Here is a 14,146-nt window from a genome sequence, read left to right on the forward strand (position 1 = left end):
CGGGGCTGCGGATTTTTTTATGTCGTCAGAAATCGTAGCCGATTGTGGCGGTCAGCGTCCGCTCCGCGCCGCGATAGCAGTAACCGGTGCCGTAGCAGGCTGCCAGATACTTTTTATCCGTCAGATTGCGGGCATTCAGCTGCAGCCAGGCACCTTTCAGGCTCGACTGCCACGCGCCCAGATCGGCGCGCAGCGAGGCGTCAAACAGGGTCACCGACGGCAAACGGGTGGTGTTTTCGTTATCGGCCCACTGGCGGCCAATATAGCGCACCCCGGCACCCGCGCTCAGGCCGTAATCAAACTGATAATGCCCCCACAGCGACGCCATGCTATTTGGCGTGACGTAAGGCGTATGGCCATCGTTGCCGTCCACGGAATCCTTAAAGCGCAGATGGTTGAGCGTATAACCGGCAATGGTGCTGAACCGTTCGGTCAGTTGGCTGCGCGCCTCCAGTTCAATGCCCTGCGCATGCACTTTGCCGGACGGGGTGTAGGTGCCGTCCTGCACGTTACGGTTGGCCACATCGTTCTGTGTCAGATCGTACAGGGCCACGCTGTAGAGATCGCGCGTGCCGTTCGGCTGGTATTTCACCCCGGCTTCATACTGTTCTGAGGTGGTCGGTTTTAGCTGATTCCCGTCGGGATCGGTCAGCGAAGCCGGGGTAATCGCCTGGCTCCAGCTGACGTACGGCGACACGCCGTTATCAAAGGCGTACAGCAGCGCGGCGCGGCCGCTGACGTGATCGTCCTGACGACGACTATTGCCATTCTCTGACACGATGCGGTCATAGCGACCAGACAAATCCAGATGCCAGCGCTGCCACGCCATCTCATCCTGCAGATAGAGGCCGCTCTGATAGTAGCGGCGCGTCTGCGCTGTCCAGAGGTAATCCGGCTGGCTGCCGATGGCCTCGCCGCTCCAGGCATTCAGCGGTGAGGCAGCGCCGCTGGCGTCGCTCAGATCATTTTTGTAGCGGTGATACTCCGCGCCGAGCGTGACGCGATGCTGCAGCGCACCGCTGGCAAACTCCGCCTGCAGCTGATTATCAGTCGCCCATGCGCTGAGCGAAGAGCGCTCACCGGAGTAGTAGCGGTTGAGCAGGTCCGGATTGTCGCTGTTCCAGCCAATCTGGTACACCTGGTCGAGCGCCACGCTGGAATGGCTGTAGCTGCCGGTGCTGTGCACCGACCATACCTCATCGAAACGGTGCGAGAAGTCGTAGCCGTAAATCTGCTCATGACGTTTGAACTGATCCAGCGCGCTGTCGCCCTCATAAAAACCGTCGCTCAGCCAGCGGCCATTGTGGCTGTAAAGCGTGCCTTCCGCCGGCACCGAGCCGTGATAGCCGCCTGAGGGATCTTTTTGCAGATAAGCACGCAGCAGCAGGCTGGTGTCTTCATCCGGCTGCCATAGCAGCTGGGGTGACAGCGCGTATTTCTCTTCGCGCGTGTGGTCGTACTGGGTATCGCTGTTGCGCGTGATGCCGGTCAGGCGGTACGCCCATTGATCGTTAATCGCGTCGGTGTAATCAAAGGCGGCGCTGTTACTGGCATTGCTGCCGGTGGCGAAGCGTAAATGGCCCTGCGAAGCAAACTGCGGCCGCTTCGTGACCATGTTCACCAGCCCGCCCGGCACCGTCTGACCATAAAGGGCAGAAGAGGGGCCTTTAATTACGTCGATGCGGTCAAGGAACCAGTTATCCACCTGCAGGATGTTGAAGCTGCCGCCGTCGCTCATCACGCGCAGACCGTCAAGGAAGGTGTTGTCGACGTCACCGCCGTGGAAACCGCGCAGCGAAATGGTGTCGTAACGCGTGGCCGCGCCACCAAAGTTGGTGAAAACCCCCGGGGTATAGCCCAGCGCCTGGTTCAGATCCTGCGCGCCCTGATCGTCAATCTGCTGACGCGTCACCACGGAAATGGACTGCGGCGTGGTGACGAGTGGACGATCGCTTTTCGTGGCGCCGCTGCGGGTGGCGAGATAGCCCGCCGTGGGCGAGGTGGCGCTCTCCTGCGGCTGTGCGGTGACCACCAGAGAGGGTTCGGCAACGCCGAGTGCCGGAAACGCCAGCGCCAGCGCGCACAGCAGCCGGCCACGGTTGAGGGGGAACAGCGCGGTCATAATGATTCCTTTGGCTGAGAACAAAAGCCGCACCACACCAGCGCGGCGGTTAATGATGAGAAAAAGAGTAATTTTAAGATTGAGAATTATTATCTTTTAGTAAGGGGTGTTTCAAGATGTAAAAGATAAGTAATGGAAAAGTGTGATGCGCAGGGGGATGCCGCAGCGCCGGGCGTGGCCATCGCCTGGCTGTGGCATCGGGCTTGAGAAGCAGGTGCGCACGGCGGCGCACCTGACGTCAGGGTTATTTCGCCGCGTTTAGCGTCGGCATTGAGGGGATGTCGCGTGTGCTGTTACAGGTTTTATCTTTCGGACAATACTTATCCAGCAGCTTCAGCGTTACGCCGTTGGTCCAGCCAAAACCGTCCTGCAGCGGATACTCGCCGCCGCCACCACCGCCCAGCTGGGCACCGTCGACCACATACTTCTCGACCAGCTTGTGCTCGCGATCGTAAGTTTGCTGCACATTTTGCAGGAAGCGCTGACCGATCTGCTGTGCCAGCTGGTTCTGCTTGTAGTGCTCCAGACCTTCGACCGCTACCCACTGCAGCGGGGCCCAGCCGTTAGGCGCATCCCACTGCTGGCCGTTGTTTACCGTCGTGGTGACCAGCCCGCCTGGTTTCAGCAGCTGTTTTTCCACTGCGGCAGCGGTGCGTTCCGCCTGTTTGTCGCCCGCCAGCTGCATATACAGCGGGAACAGCGTGGCGGCGGTGAGCTGATTGTGCACCTGCTTTTTCTGGAAATCGTAGTCGGCATACCAGCCCTGTTTGTCATCCCACAGGTAACGATTGATCGCTGCCTGGCGCTTCTCTGCATCCGCCGCAAACTGCTGCGCTTTATCATTCTGTTTTGCCAGCTTCGCGGCTTTCGCCAGCGTCTGCTCCAGGTGGAACAGCAGGCTGTTGAGGTCCACCGGGGCCAGCTGGGTGGTGCGAATCGAGGCCAGATTGTGCGCATCGGTGAACCAGCGTGAGCTGAAGTCCCAGCCCGAGGCGGCGCCCGCGCGCAGATCGCGGTACACCTGCTGTTTATTGCGCTCAGGCGCTTTTTTCGCGGTGTTGACATCGTCGAGCCAGGATTCGGTGCGCGGCACGTCACGGTCATCCCAGTAGCGATTGAGCAGGGTGCCGTCGCTCAGCTTCACCACGCGCTTGCTCGCCTGGCCGGCAGCCACCTTGTCGCTGTCCGCCATCCAGTAGTCATACTCTTTTTGCAGCTGTGGCAGATACTGGCGGTAGACATCGTCTCCCTTATGGCTGGCCAGCAAATCCACCATCAGGCTGAAGAACGGCGGCTGCGAGCGGCTGAGATAGTAGCTGCGGTTGCCGTTAGGGATGTGGCCGTACTTGTCCAGCTCGCTGGCGAAGTTGTCCACCATATCCTGCACCCGATCCCAGTGGCCGCTCTCTGCCAGCCCGAGCATGGTGAAGTAGCTGTCCCAGTAATAGACTTCGCGGAAACGCCCGCCTGGCACCACGTACGGTTTCGGCAGTGGCAGCAGCGAATCGTACTGACTGGCCGTTGGTGTGCTGCGCGTCAGCACCGGCCACAGGCCATTAATGTGCGCGCGCAGGCTCTGGCCGGCGGGCGGCACGTATTTATCCTGCGCTTTGGGCAGGGTGAAGTTGGTGTCCACGAAGCGCCTGAGATCGAAATTACGCTGATTTTTCTGCATCTGCCAGTCGGCGAGAATCGACGCCGGGTCATATTTGGGGACCGCATCGGCAAAGGTTTTCTGGTCCGGATAAAATCTGGCCTGCTGCACGGCACTGAATAGTGGGCCGAGTCGCACATCCGGCGGCTGCGGCTGGGCGCTGAGCATGCGGCTGTTATCCTCAGCGTGCACAGCAGACGCGCTCAGCAGCGTCGCGCTGAGCAACAGGGTAAGACGCGCAGGCGTAAACACTACATTTTTTATCATCGGTTTTTCTCCTTGTCCGAAAAGGTGGTGCGCTAACGCATTGACCACCCGAACAACTTTAGACGTTAACGCGCCGCTTAGCCTTTTGCAGCGGCGGAAATGTGAAGCCTTCGCGATTAATCGCCGGAAAATTGCGGTGCCGCGCGGGTTTTTACTTGCCCTGCGCCGCTATTTGACTGAGGCTGAAAGAAAAAAAGGAGAGCAGTATGAAGATCATCTGGTATCACCCGTCACTGAATCCGCAGCCGTGGCTGGACGGCATGCGCCAGCGACTGCCGGAAGTGCGCATCCGCCAGTGGCAGCCGGGCGACAGTGCGCCTGCCGACTACGCCATTGTGCGATCGCCGCCGGTGGAGATGCTGGCGGGACGGGCGCTGCGTGGCGTATTCGCCATGGGGGCCGGCGTGGACGAAATTTTGCGGCAGCTGCGCACGCACCCTGAGATGCTGGCTGACGCGGTGCCGCTCTACCGGCTGGAAGACACCGGCATGGCACGCCAGATGCAGGAGTATGCGAACTGGTGCGTGCTGGACTGGTTCCGCCGCTTCGCCGACTATCACCAGCAGCAGCGACAGGCGCTATGGCAGCCGCTGCCGGACCGCGAACGTGCTAATTTTACCATTGGCGTGCTGGGGGCCGGCGTGCTCGGCCGCAGCGTACTGGAGAGCCTGCAGCAGTGGGGCTTCCCGCTGCGCTGCTGGAGCCGCTCGCCGAAGCAGATTGCCGGTGTCAGCACCTTTCATGGCCGCGCGCAGCTAACTGAATTTCTTGCCGGCACGCAGATACTGATTGATTTGCTGCCCGCCACGCCGGAAACCAGCAACCTGATCGATGGCACGTTTCTTAGCGCGCTACCGCGCGGCGCCTGTTTCCTCAACCTCGCGCGTGGTGCGCACGTGGTTGAGGCCGATCTACTGGCGGCGCTGGAGAGCGGTCAGCTGGCCGCCGCCGCGCTGGACGTATTCCAGGTGGAACCGCTGCCGGCCGCGAGTCCGCTGTGGTCTCATCCGCGTGTCATGATTACCCCGCATAATGCCGCCACCACCTTGCCGCATGAGGCGATGGACTATATTGCCGGTGCCATCACGGCACTGGAGCAGGGCCAACAGCCGCGCGGTCTGGTCGATCGCCAGCGTGGCTATTAATTCAGCAGAGGAGAAGAGGATGTATCCCGTCGATTTACATATGCACACCGTGGCCAGCACCCATGCTTACAGCACGCTGCACGATTACGTCGCGCAGGCGAAACAGAACGGCCTGAAGCTGTTCGCCATTACCGATCACGGTCCGGACATGGCCGATGCGCCGCACTACTGGCATTTTGTCAATATGCGCATCTGGCCGCGCGTGATTGATGGCGTCGGCGTGCTGCGCGGCATTGAAGCCAACATCAAAAATCAGCAGGGTGAGATTGATTGCAGCGGGCCGATGCTGGATGCGCTGGATTTGATCGTCGCTGGCTTCCATGAGCCGGTCTATGCGCCGCGCGACAAGGCTCACCACACCGAAGCGATGATCGCCACCATGGCCAGCGGACTGGTGCACATCATCAGCCATCCGGGCAACCCTAAATTCCCGGTGGATATTCGCGCCATCGCGGAAGCCGCCGCGCACTACGATGTGGCGCTGGAGATCAACAACTCGTCGTTCACCCATTCGCGCCCGGGCAGTGAACCTAACTGCCGCGCGATTGCGGAAGCGGTGCGTGACGCCGGTGGCCGGCTGGCGTTTGGCTCCGATTCGCACACCGCCTTTACGCTCGGCGATTTCGAGCACTGCCTGCGTATTACGCGCGAAGTGGATTTTCCGCAGGATCGCGTGTTAAATGTCACGCCGCGTCGCCTGCTCGACTTTCTCGAACAGCGCACCGGCAAACACATTGCGGAATTTGCCGACTTTTAACTTTTTTGCCTCAAGGAATTCTGTTGCATGAATGAGTTTTCCATTCTCTGCCGCGTCATCGGCTCGCTGTTTAATCGCCAGCCGCAGGACCCGCTGCTGGTGCCGCTGTTCACCCTGCTGCGTGAAGGCAAACTGAAAGAACAGTGGCCGCTGGAGCAGGATGAACTGCTGACCCGGCTGCAGCAGAATAGCGATCCGCAGGCGCTGGCGGCGGATTACAACGCGCTGTTCGTCGGCAGCGACTGCAGCGTGCCGCCGTACGCCTCACAGTGGCCGAACGGACCGCAGGAAGCCGAGGTGCGGGCGTTTTTAACCTCACGCGGTATGCCACTGAGCGAGTCGCCGGCCGATCACTTTGGCGTGCTGCTGCTGGCGGCCTCCTGGCTGGAAGATCAGTCTGCAGAAGATGAGGCGGCGGCCCAGCTGGCGCTGTTCGATGACTACCTGCTGCCGTGGTGCGGCGCCTTCCTCGGTAAAGTGGAAGCCCACGCCACCACCGCGTTTTATCGCACGCTGGCGGCGCTGAGCCGTGAGGCGATTCAGGCGATGTATGACGAACTGCGTGAAGAGGGCGACGACGCCTGAGTCGTCACCAGCAGGGATGGCTGCTGCCGGGCAGTTGCGCCGGTGCCGCGCACAGCATCGGCGTACCGGGCAGATAAGCCGCGGCGCGCAGGCGCTCGCCAATTCCCCAGCGATTGATCTCCAGCGCGCTCAGCGCATCGTGCGGCTGCGGCGTAATGCCGCGCTGTTCGCCTTGTGGCGCTGCGCCGTGCTGCTGAAGCAGCAGCGCGGTACGCGCCAGCGACAAACGCGCCTGCCAGCCGGTGCCGTTAACGCGGCGCTGGCGTAATCCTTCCAGCACCGCGGCCGCCATCATATAGCCGGTGGCGTGATCCAGCGCCTGCACCGGCAGCGGCGTCGGTTTAACGCCTGCCTGCCAGCGCATACCCTGTTCGGCGATGCCGCAGGCCATCTGCACCAGGCTGTCAAAACCGCGCCGGTTGCGCCACGGCCCGTGCCAGCCCCAGGCGTTGAGGCTGACATCCACCAGCCCCGGCGCCAGCCGCTGACGACTCTCCGCATCCAGCCCCAGCTTTTCCAGTGCGTCCGCGCGGTAGCCGTGCACCAGCACATCCGCATGCTGTAGCAGCGTAATCAGCCGATCGCGCCCGGCGCGGGTTTTGATATCCAGCTGCGCGCAGCGTTTGCCGCAGTTGATCTCCTCTTCCAGCGTCGGTTCACGCCAGCCGGGCGGATCGATGCGCAGCACCTGCGCGCCGAGGCTGGCCAGAAAGCGGGTCGCTACCGGTCCGGCAATGATGCGCGTCAGATCCAGCACCCGCACGCCCAGCAGCGGTCGCGCCGGCAGCAGCGCCCAGCCCGGCGTGGGCGCTTCGCCGGTTGCCCGTTGGGCAATCAGCGCTTCTTCGCTTACCGCCATCCCCTGCGCGTGCTGCTGCCACTGCTGTGCGCTGCGCATCCAGGCGGCACAGCCGCCGGCGTCGACCACGGCCTGCTCCAGCGCGTGTCCCTGCCAGCGTGCCACCCCCGCCGCCAGCGATGACCGATCGGCGTGCTCGCCCAGCACGCGTGCCATGGCGGCGCGATGGTGCGGTGCGTTGGTGTGCAGGCGGATCCAGCCATCCTCGCACGGATAGTCACCGGCCAGCGCATCCCACTGGGCGGCTGGCGGACGGTTCAGCGGCGTCAGGCTGTGCTGAAACCAGCGCGAGGCCAGCCGGACGTTAACGCTGACCTGGGCCGGGCGCTCCAGCAGATCGCTCAGCGCCTGGCTGGCGAGGCCGATGCTGGTGGCGGCGAGTTCGCTAACGGCAAAAGCCGAGGGGAAGCTGTCGGTCTGAAGAAAGTGGATCGTCGGCGCGTGTTCCGCACCCCGCAATCCCTGCCACAGTTGCTGCCACAATGCGGCAGCGCGTTGAGAATCCATGCTAAACCTCCGGAAAACACGCGAGCTTCAAGCATAGCAGAGTGGATCAGCGACGGCGCAGGCGCGGAAAGCGGGCATGCATGCGCAGGTTACGCAGGTTAATCACCGCAATCGCCGTCCCCAGCACCACCAGCGAGGCGCCCAGAATTTTGAAGCTGTTCATGCTGTCGCCCAGCACCAGCACGCCCATCAGTACCGCCAGCACCGGCGTCAGCAGCGAGTAGGGCATGATCAGGTTGACGTTATATTTTTTCAGCAGCGCGTACCACAGCGTATAGGCGACAATCGATGAGGCGAGGGCGCTGTACAGGATGCCAAACCAGCCGCGCCAGCCGGCGTGGCTCAGCGCGGTAAACTGCTGCGATTCAGTCAGCCACGAGGCCGCGCCGACAATCGGCACCGCAAGGAAGGAGATCCAGCCGGTGAGCGTTAGCGGTTTAATCGGCGGCGACTTTTTCACAATCATATTGCTCACCGCCCAGCCGGTGGCGCTGCACAGCAGAATACACAGCACCCACCACGCCGGAATTGTCGGGCTGCCGGAGAGCACCACCACCCCGGCCAGCGAGATGGCGATACCGCACAGCTGCACCAGCCGCAGTTTCTCCTTCAGCACCACCATCGCCAGCAGCATGGCAATCGGCGTGCCCAGCTGGACCACAATGGCCCCGGTGCCGGCATCGGTATAGCGCATGCCGACAAACAGCAGCGAAAAGTGCATGAAGCCAAAAGTAAACGCCAGCGTCAGCAGCCACGGCAGCTGGGCGCGCGTGATGCGGCAAAACGGCACCAGCACAATAGCCACCACCACAAAGCGCATCCAGGTCAGAAACAGTGGCGGAAGCTCCAGCAATCCCCACTTTATCGCCACGTTATTGAACGCCCAGATGCACACCACCATCAGAACCAGAAAAAAATGCCGCACCGCCACGCTGCTGTCCTTTGTTTTATCGATGTTGTCACCGTCTAATGATGGCACGAAGGCGATCGGTTGGCGCACGCGGGCGACGCTTTTTTTCGTAATGGCATTAGCTTATGCCGAAAAATCCAGGACAGAGAGCAAATTTACTGTCAGAGTGGATGTCCGAAACACGATCATTTGAGGACCGTATTCGGCATGACACAGATCCGCACCTTACCCCTTGCTCTGATTCAACTCGAAACGCCGCCGCCGCAGGTGGTGGCAAAAATTGGTGAACAACCACAGTGGTTTATTGAAGCCCTGGCGCTACAGCCGGATGATTATGTCATTGTGCGGCCGCATCTCGGGGAAGAGCTGCCGGCTTTCTCTGGCATCAGCGGTGCGATTTTCAGCGGTTCGTGGGCGATGGTGACCGATCACGCCGACTGGAGCGAGCGCACCGCCGCCTGGATTCGTGCGGCCATCGACGCGCAACTGCCGCTGCTCGGCGTTTGCTATGGTCATCAGCTGATGGCCTATGCGCTGGGCGGTAAAGTGGGCGATAACCCGAACGGCTGGGAGCGCGGACTGAAAATCCTGACGCGCACTCCGCACCGCGATCCGTGGCTGGCACAGTTGCCGGAGGCCTTCCCGGCGTGGTTGTCGCACCGCCAGTCGGTGCTGGTACCGCCGCCGCAGGCACAGGTGCTGGCGCGTTCAGCGCTGGATGGTTGCCAGATCCTGCGCTATTCGCCGCAGGCGCTGTCAGTGCAGTTCCATCCGGAGTTCGACCATAACATCATGACCGCCTGTCTGCCTTCCGGCGTCAGCGATGATGGCGCGCAGCTGTCAGGCGAAGACTGGGCGCGCGAGCTGCTGCAGCGTTTCTGGCAGCAAACGCGCCCGCAGGCGCAGGCTCAGGGCGCGTAATGCCGCGTACAGCGATAAACCCAGGCGGGTGGCATATTTTTCAGCACCCGCTGGCGCTGCCAGGTAAAGTAGCGTGACAGGCTGGGCTGCGTCAGCGAGGTGTATTGAAACTGGACAAACACGCCGCGCGGCCCCAGTCCTTCATGCACCGCGCTGAGAATGGCGTCGCGCGTTGCGGGCGACAGCGACAGCAGCGGCAGGCCGGAAAAAATCACGTCGTACTCCCCGGACAGATATTCTGCCGAGCAGGCGCGCACCTGCATGCGCGCATCGTTCCAGCGGCGTAACCCTTTTACCAGTTCGGGACTGATTTCAAACACATCCAGCTGCGCCTGCGGTGCCATATGTGCCAGCAGATGACGGGTCAGCACGCCGTCGCCGGCGCCCAGCTCGGCAATGCGCAGGCTGTGCTCCCAGTTGACCGTTTCACACATGGCGCGACACAGGGCGGCTGAAGAGGGCGTGATGCTGCCCATTTTGCGCGGATTGCGGATAAATTGCTGAACGAAGTTCGCTTTGGCGCGCATTACCATCAGGGCTGAAGCCAGCATCTTGTTCTCCTGTTCACGGGTCTGCTTCATATTGACCGCACAAATCGCACATGTTCCGCTTTTCATCACGCTTATGGCCAAACTCGGAATTATCTGTCTGCGACAGGCGCAGGTTATGGCGTGACGGCAGGGCCGTTTCTTAATGCCCTCTTTTCCTTCGATGCGGTCACAGTTTCCCGCTGAGCGATCTGACAGGCTGGCATTGTTCGCTCAATGTTAATAACAAGTTTAAATGTTGTTAATCGCCACTCTGTCCCGCAAGGAGAAACACCATGCGTTACGCTGCTCCGGGAGAAACCGGTTCTCTCATCCATCTGCAATCGCGTTATGGCAACTTCATCAACGGCGAATTTGTTCCGCCGGTAAACGGTAACTATTTTGTTAACACCACGCCGATCAACGGTTCGACTATCGGCGAATTCCCGCGCTCGGATAAACAGGATATCGACAACGCCGTCGCCGCCGCACAGGCCGCTGCGGACGCATGGGGCAAAACCTCGCCGCAGGCGCGTTCGCTGCTGCTGCTGAAAATTGCCGACCGGCTGGAAGCCAATCTGGAAGCCATCGCGGTCAATGAAACCTGGGATAACGGTAAGCCGGTGCGTGAAACCCTGGCGGCTGATTTGCCGCTGGCGGTTGACCACTTCCGCTACTTTGCCGGCTGCGTGCGCGCCCAGGAAGGTACTGCGGCAGAAATCGACGAATTCACCGCCGCCTACCACTTCCATGAGCCGCTTGGGGTCGTCGGACAAATTATTCCGTGGAACTTCCCGCTGCTGATGGCGGCGTGGAAACTGGCGCCGGCGCTGGGTGCCGGTAACTGCGTGGTGCTGAAGCCCGCCGAGCAGACGCCGCTCTCCATCACCCTGTTGATGGAGCTGATTAAAGACCTGGTGCCGCCGGGCGTGATTAACGTGGTGCACGGCTACGGCAAAGAGGCCGGCGAGGCGCTGGCTTCGCATCCGGGTATCGCCAAAATCGCCTTTACCGGATCGACCGCCACCGGCGGCCACATTCTTGAGCTGGCGGCAAAAAGCCTGATCCCGTCCACCGTCGAGCTGGGCGGCAAGTCGCCCAACATTTTCTTCGAAGACATCATGCGGGCGGAGGAGAGCTTCATCGAAAAAGCGGCCGAAGGCGTGGTGCTGGGCTTCCTCAATCAGGGCGAAGTCTGTACCTGTCCGTCACGCGCGCTGGTGCAGGAGTCGATTTTTGAGCCGTTTATGGCGGCGGTGATGAAGCGCATCCAGACCATTAAACGTGGCGATCCGCTCGATACCGAGACCATGATCGGCGCGCAGGCGTCGCAGCAGCAGTTCGACAAAATTCTCTCTTACCTGGAGATTGCTCAGCAGGAGGGCGCGCAGGTACTGCACGGCGGCGGGGTGGAGAAAATCGGTGAGGCGTTTGCCAGCGGTTACTACATTCAGCCGACGCTGCTGAAAGGTGATAACAGCATGCGCGTCTTCCAGGAGGAGATTTTCGGACCGGTGGTCGGCGTGCTGACCTTTAAAGATGAAGCGGAAGCGATTGCCATCGCCAACGATTCGATTTACGGCCTCGGTGCGGGCGTGTGGACGCGCGATATTAACCGTGCTTACCGCGTAGGTCGCGCGATTAAAGCCGGTCGCGTCTGGACCAACTGCTATCACCTCTATCCGGCGCACGCCGCGTTTGGCGGCTATAAAAAATCCGGTATTGGCCGTGAAACTCACAAAATGATGCTCGATCACTATCAGCAGACCAAAAATCTGCTGGTCAGCTACAGCACGCAGCCTCTCGGCTTTTTCTGATTTAACCGGCAGCGGTGCGCGCCGCTGCCGCCTTCATGGCAACGTCACACAGCCCTGTCACAGTGCTGACAGAAAAAACAGATTATTCCCCCTGTTATTAAGACGCGTCTTGTCGATATTAAGAGGCGTGAGTTTATACAGTAACGCACCGTTTTTAAGGAGAGAAGATGAACACCCTGTACCACTTTCAGGAGCAGCACGACGAAGTGCTGGATGCGGTCGAAGAGAATATCATTACCGTAAATCTGCCGGGCCGCCAGGCAATCTACGTGATTGGCCAGAACGACGACGATGCCGATCTGTTGCTGGACGTGCAGCTGCGCGGTGTGTGAGCGCAGCAGGGGCTGGCAGACAAAAAAAATCCGCAGCTTTTACGCCGCGGATTTTTTTATTGCAGGCCGGCTTATTTCACGCAGGCAGCACACTGGTTGTGGATCTGCTGGAAGAAGTCATTGCCTTTGTCATCCACCAGGATGAACGCCGGGAAGTTCTCCACTTCAATTTTCCAGATCGCTTCCATGCCCAGTTCGGCATACTCCACGCACTCCAGACTCTTAATGCTTTGCTGCGCCAGCACCGCCGCCGGGCCGCCAATACTGCCCAGATAGAAGCCGCCGTGTTTATGGCAGGCATCAGTGACCTGCTGGCTGCGGTTACCTTTGGCCAGCATCACCATGCTGCCGCCGTTAGCCTGCAGCAGATCGACGTAGGAGTCCATGCGGCCGGCGGTGGTCGGACCGAGTGAACCGGACGCGTAACCTTCCGGCGTTTTCGCCGGGCCTGCATAGTACACCGGGTGATCTTTGATGTACTGCGGCAGACCTTCGCCGTTGTCGATGCGCTCTTTCAGTTTGGCGTGCGCAATATCACGCGCCACGATGATGGTGCCGTTCAGCGACAGACGCGTTGCCACCGGGTAAGCGGAGAGCTGGGCGAGGATCTCGCTCATTGGGCGATTGAGATCGACGCTGACCACTTCGCCTTCGCCCTGCTGACGCAGCGCTTCCGGGATATAGCGGCCTGGGTTGTCTTCCAGCTTCTCGATCCAGATGCCTTCGCGGTTAATTTTGGCTTTGATGTTGCGGTCAGCCGAGCAGGAAACGCCCATGCCTACCGGGCAGGATGCGCCGTGACGCGGCAGACGCACCACGCGGATATCGTGAGCAAAATATTTACCGCCAAACTGCGCGCCGAGGCCGAGTTTCTGCGAGGCTTCCAGCAGTTCCTGTTCCAGCTGCACGTCACGGAACGCCTGACCGTGTTCGTTGCCTTCGGTCGGCAGCGAATCGTAATAGTGGGTTGACGCCAGCTTCACGGTTTTCAGCGTGCTTTCAGCGGAAGTGCCGCCGATGACAAATGCAATGTGGTACGGCGGACAGGCCGCCGTGCCGAGCGACATCATTTTATCGATCAGGTAGTTTTTCAGCTTCGCTGGCGTGATCAGCGCTTTGGTTTCCTGATACAGATAAGTTTTGTTAGCAGAACCGCCACCTTTGGCGATGCACAGGAATTTGTATTCGTCGCCGTCAACGCTGTAGAGATCGATCTGCGCTGGCAGGTTGGTGCCAGTGTTGACCTCTTTGTACATATCGAGCGGCGCATTCTGCGAGTAGCGCAGGTTATCTTCGATAAAGGTGTTGTAAACGCCCTGAGAAAGCGCGGCTTCATCGCCGCCGCCGGTCCAGACGCGCTGGCCTTTTTTACCCATGATGATGGCGGTACCGGTGTCCTGGCAGGTCGGCAGCACGCCTTTGGCGGCGATTTCCGAGTTGCGCAGGAACTGCAGCGCCACGTATTTGTCGTTCTGGCTGGCTTCATCGTCCGCCAGAATCGACGCCACCTGCTGCTGATGTGAGGCGCGCAGCATAAAAGAGGCATCGTGGAACGCCTGCTGCGCCAGCAGCGTCAGCGCTTTCGGGTCGACTTTCAGGACTTCTTCACCGTCAAAGTTGGCCACCGAAACATGGTCGCGGCTCAGCAGATAGTACTCGGTATCATCTTTGGCGAGAGGAAAGGGATTCTGGTAGTAGAAGGGTTTGTTCGACATGTTGGCTCACTTAGCTTCGTGTTGCCCG

General features: G+C 60.5%; 12 protein-coding genes. 6 read left to right on the plus strand and 6 right to left on the minus strand.

Annotated features, from left to right (window positions below):
- Positions 1 to 25 precede the first annotated feature (25 nt).
- On the minus strand, positions 26 to 2,122 hold the full coding sequence (locus C1Y42_RS03675; RefSeq protein ID WP_104092829.1) for a TonB-dependent siderophore receptor: 2,097 nt from the start codon (positions 2,120 to 2,122) through the stop codon (positions 26 to 28).
- Positions 2,123 to 2,366: 244 nt separating this feature from the next.
- Positions 2,367 to 4,043, minus strand: a complete 1,677-nt coding sequence (treA, locus tag C1Y42_RS03680) for an alpha,alpha-trehalase TreA (RefSeq protein WP_104092830.1) — start codon at positions 4,041 to 4,043, stop codon at positions 2,367 to 2,369.
- A gap of 206 nt (positions 4,044 to 4,249) precedes the next feature.
- Here treA and ghrA point away from each other — a divergent pair, with 206 nt between their 5' ends.
- From ghrA to C1Y42_RS03695, 3 genes are read left to right on the plus strand one after another with little or no spacing between them, the layout of a single operon-like run.
- Complete coding sequence (gene ghrA / locus C1Y42_RS03685) at positions 4,250 to 5,188, plus strand: glyoxylate/hydroxypyruvate reductase GhrA (RefSeq protein WP_104092831.1); 939 nt, start codon at positions 4,250 to 4,252, stop codon at positions 5,186 to 5,188.
- 19 nt (positions 5,189 to 5,207) lie between these two features.
- Positions 5,208 to 5,945, plus strand: coding sequence for a phosphatase (locus C1Y42_RS03690; RefSeq protein WP_021506351.1), 738 nt, complete (start codon positions 5,208 to 5,210; stop codon positions 5,943 to 5,945).
- A 27-nt stretch (positions 5,946 to 5,972) separates the two neighbouring features.
- Positions 5,973 to 6,530 carry a molecular chaperone gene (locus C1Y42_RS03695; RefSeq protein ID WP_104092832.1) on the plus strand — a complete coding sequence of 186 codons (558 nt, stop codon included), beginning with the start codon at positions 5,973 to 5,975 and terminating at the stop codon, positions 6,528 to 6,530.
- Positions 6,531 to 6,534: 4 nt separating this feature from the next.
- On the opposite strand, the gene C1Y42_RS03700 is transcribed toward C1Y42_RS03695, so the two are convergent.
- A complete protein-coding gene (locus C1Y42_RS03700) occupies positions 6,535 to 7,896 on the minus strand; it encodes a CoA transferase (RefSeq protein WP_104092833.1) in 1,362 nt (453 codons plus the stop codon).
- A gap of 46 nt (positions 7,897 to 7,942) precedes the next feature.
- Positions 7,943 to 8,827, minus strand: a complete 885-nt coding sequence (locus C1Y42_RS03705; RefSeq protein ID WP_058757622.1) for a DMT family transporter — start codon at positions 8,825 to 8,827, stop codon at positions 7,943 to 7,945.
- Between the two features lie 186 nt (positions 8,828 to 9,013).
- Here C1Y42_RS03705 and C1Y42_RS03710 point away from each other — a divergent pair, with 186 nt between their 5' ends.
- A complete protein-coding gene (locus tag C1Y42_RS03710; RefSeq protein ID WP_104092834.1) occupies positions 9,014 to 9,727 on the plus strand; it encodes a glutamine amidotransferase in 714 nt (237 codons plus the stop codon).
- On the opposite strand, the gene C1Y42_RS03715 is transcribed toward C1Y42_RS03710, so the two are convergent.
- Entirely contained in the window at positions 9,715 to 10,278 is a 564-nt protein-coding gene (locus C1Y42_RS03715) for a class I SAM-dependent methyltransferase (protein ID WP_104092835.1), read from the minus strand. The genes C1Y42_RS03710 and C1Y42_RS03715 overlap by 13 nt on opposite strands.
- A 272-nt stretch (positions 10,279 to 10,550) precedes the next feature.
- Between C1Y42_RS03715 and C1Y42_RS03720 the strand changes: the two genes are divergently transcribed.
- Together C1Y42_RS03720 and C1Y42_RS23640 are read left to right on the plus strand one after the other, a co-directional pair.
- Positions 10,551 to 12,071, plus strand: coding sequence for an aldehyde dehydrogenase family protein (locus C1Y42_RS03720; RefSeq protein WP_104092836.1), 1,521 nt, complete (start codon positions 10,551 to 10,553; stop codon positions 12,069 to 12,071).
- A gap of 167 nt (positions 12,072 to 12,238) precedes the next feature.
- The gene (locus C1Y42_RS23640) at positions 12,239 to 12,403 is read left to right on the plus strand and encodes a hypothetical protein (protein WP_021506344.1); all 165 of its coding nucleotides are present in this window, start codon (positions 12,239 to 12,241) and stop codon (positions 12,401 to 12,403) included.
- A 71-nt stretch (positions 12,404 to 12,474) separates the two neighbouring features.
- Here the strand turns inward: C1Y42_RS23640 and fumA are convergent, their stop codons facing one another.
- On the minus strand, positions 12,475 to 14,118 hold the full coding sequence (gene fumA, locus C1Y42_RS03725) for a class I fumarate hydratase FumA (RefSeq protein ID WP_058769655.1): 1,644 nt from the start codon (positions 14,116 to 14,118) through the stop codon (positions 12,475 to 12,477).
- Positions 14,119 to 14,146 lie beyond the last annotated feature (28 nt).

The sequence above is a fragment of the Pantoea sp. ICBG 985 genome (assembly GCF_002928365.1).
GTDB classification, from domain to species: Bacteria; Pseudomonadota; Gammaproteobacteria; order Enterobacterales; family Enterobacteriaceae; genus Pantoea; species Pantoea dispersa.

Coding starts and splice junctions, on each gene's coding strand:
- C1Y42_RS03675 (WP_104092829.1), bottom strand. CDS start 2,122: ATGACCGCGCTGTTCCCCCTCAACCGTGGCCGGCTGCTGTGCGCGCTG.
- treA (WP_104092830.1), bottom strand. CDS start 4,043: ATGATAAAAAATGTAGTGTTTACGCCTGCGCGTCTTACCCTGTTGCTC.
- ghrA (WP_104092831.1), top strand. CDS start 4,250: ATGAAGATCATCTGGTATCACCCGTCACTGAATCCGCAGCCGTGGCTG.
- C1Y42_RS03690 (WP_021506351.1), top strand. CDS start 5,208: ATGTATCCCGTCGATTTACATATGCACACCGTGGCCAGCACCCATGCT.
- C1Y42_RS03695 (WP_104092832.1), top strand. CDS start 5,973: ATGAATGAGTTTTCCATTCTCTGCCGCGTCATCGGCTCGCTGTTTAAT.
- C1Y42_RS03700 (WP_104092833.1), bottom strand. CDS start 7,896: ATGGATTCTCAACGCGCTGCCGCATTGTGGCAGCAACTGTGGCAGGGA.
- C1Y42_RS03710 (WP_104092834.1), top strand. CDS start 9,014: ATGACACAGATCCGCACCTTACCCCTTGCTCTGATTCAACTCGAAACG.
- C1Y42_RS03715 (WP_104092835.1), bottom strand. CDS start 10,278: ATGCTGGCTTCAGCCCTGATGGTAATGCGCGCCAAAGCGAACTTCGTT.
- C1Y42_RS03720 (WP_104092836.1), top strand. CDS start 10,551: ATGCGTTACGCTGCTCCGGGAGAAACCGGTTCTCTCATCCATCTGCAA.
- C1Y42_RS23640 (WP_021506344.1), top strand. CDS start 12,239: ATGAACACCCTGTACCACTTTCAGGAGCAGCACGACGAAGTGCTGGAT.
- fumA (WP_058769655.1), bottom strand. CDS start 14,118: ATGTCGAACAAACCCTTCTACTACCAGAATCCCTTTCCTCTCGCCAAA.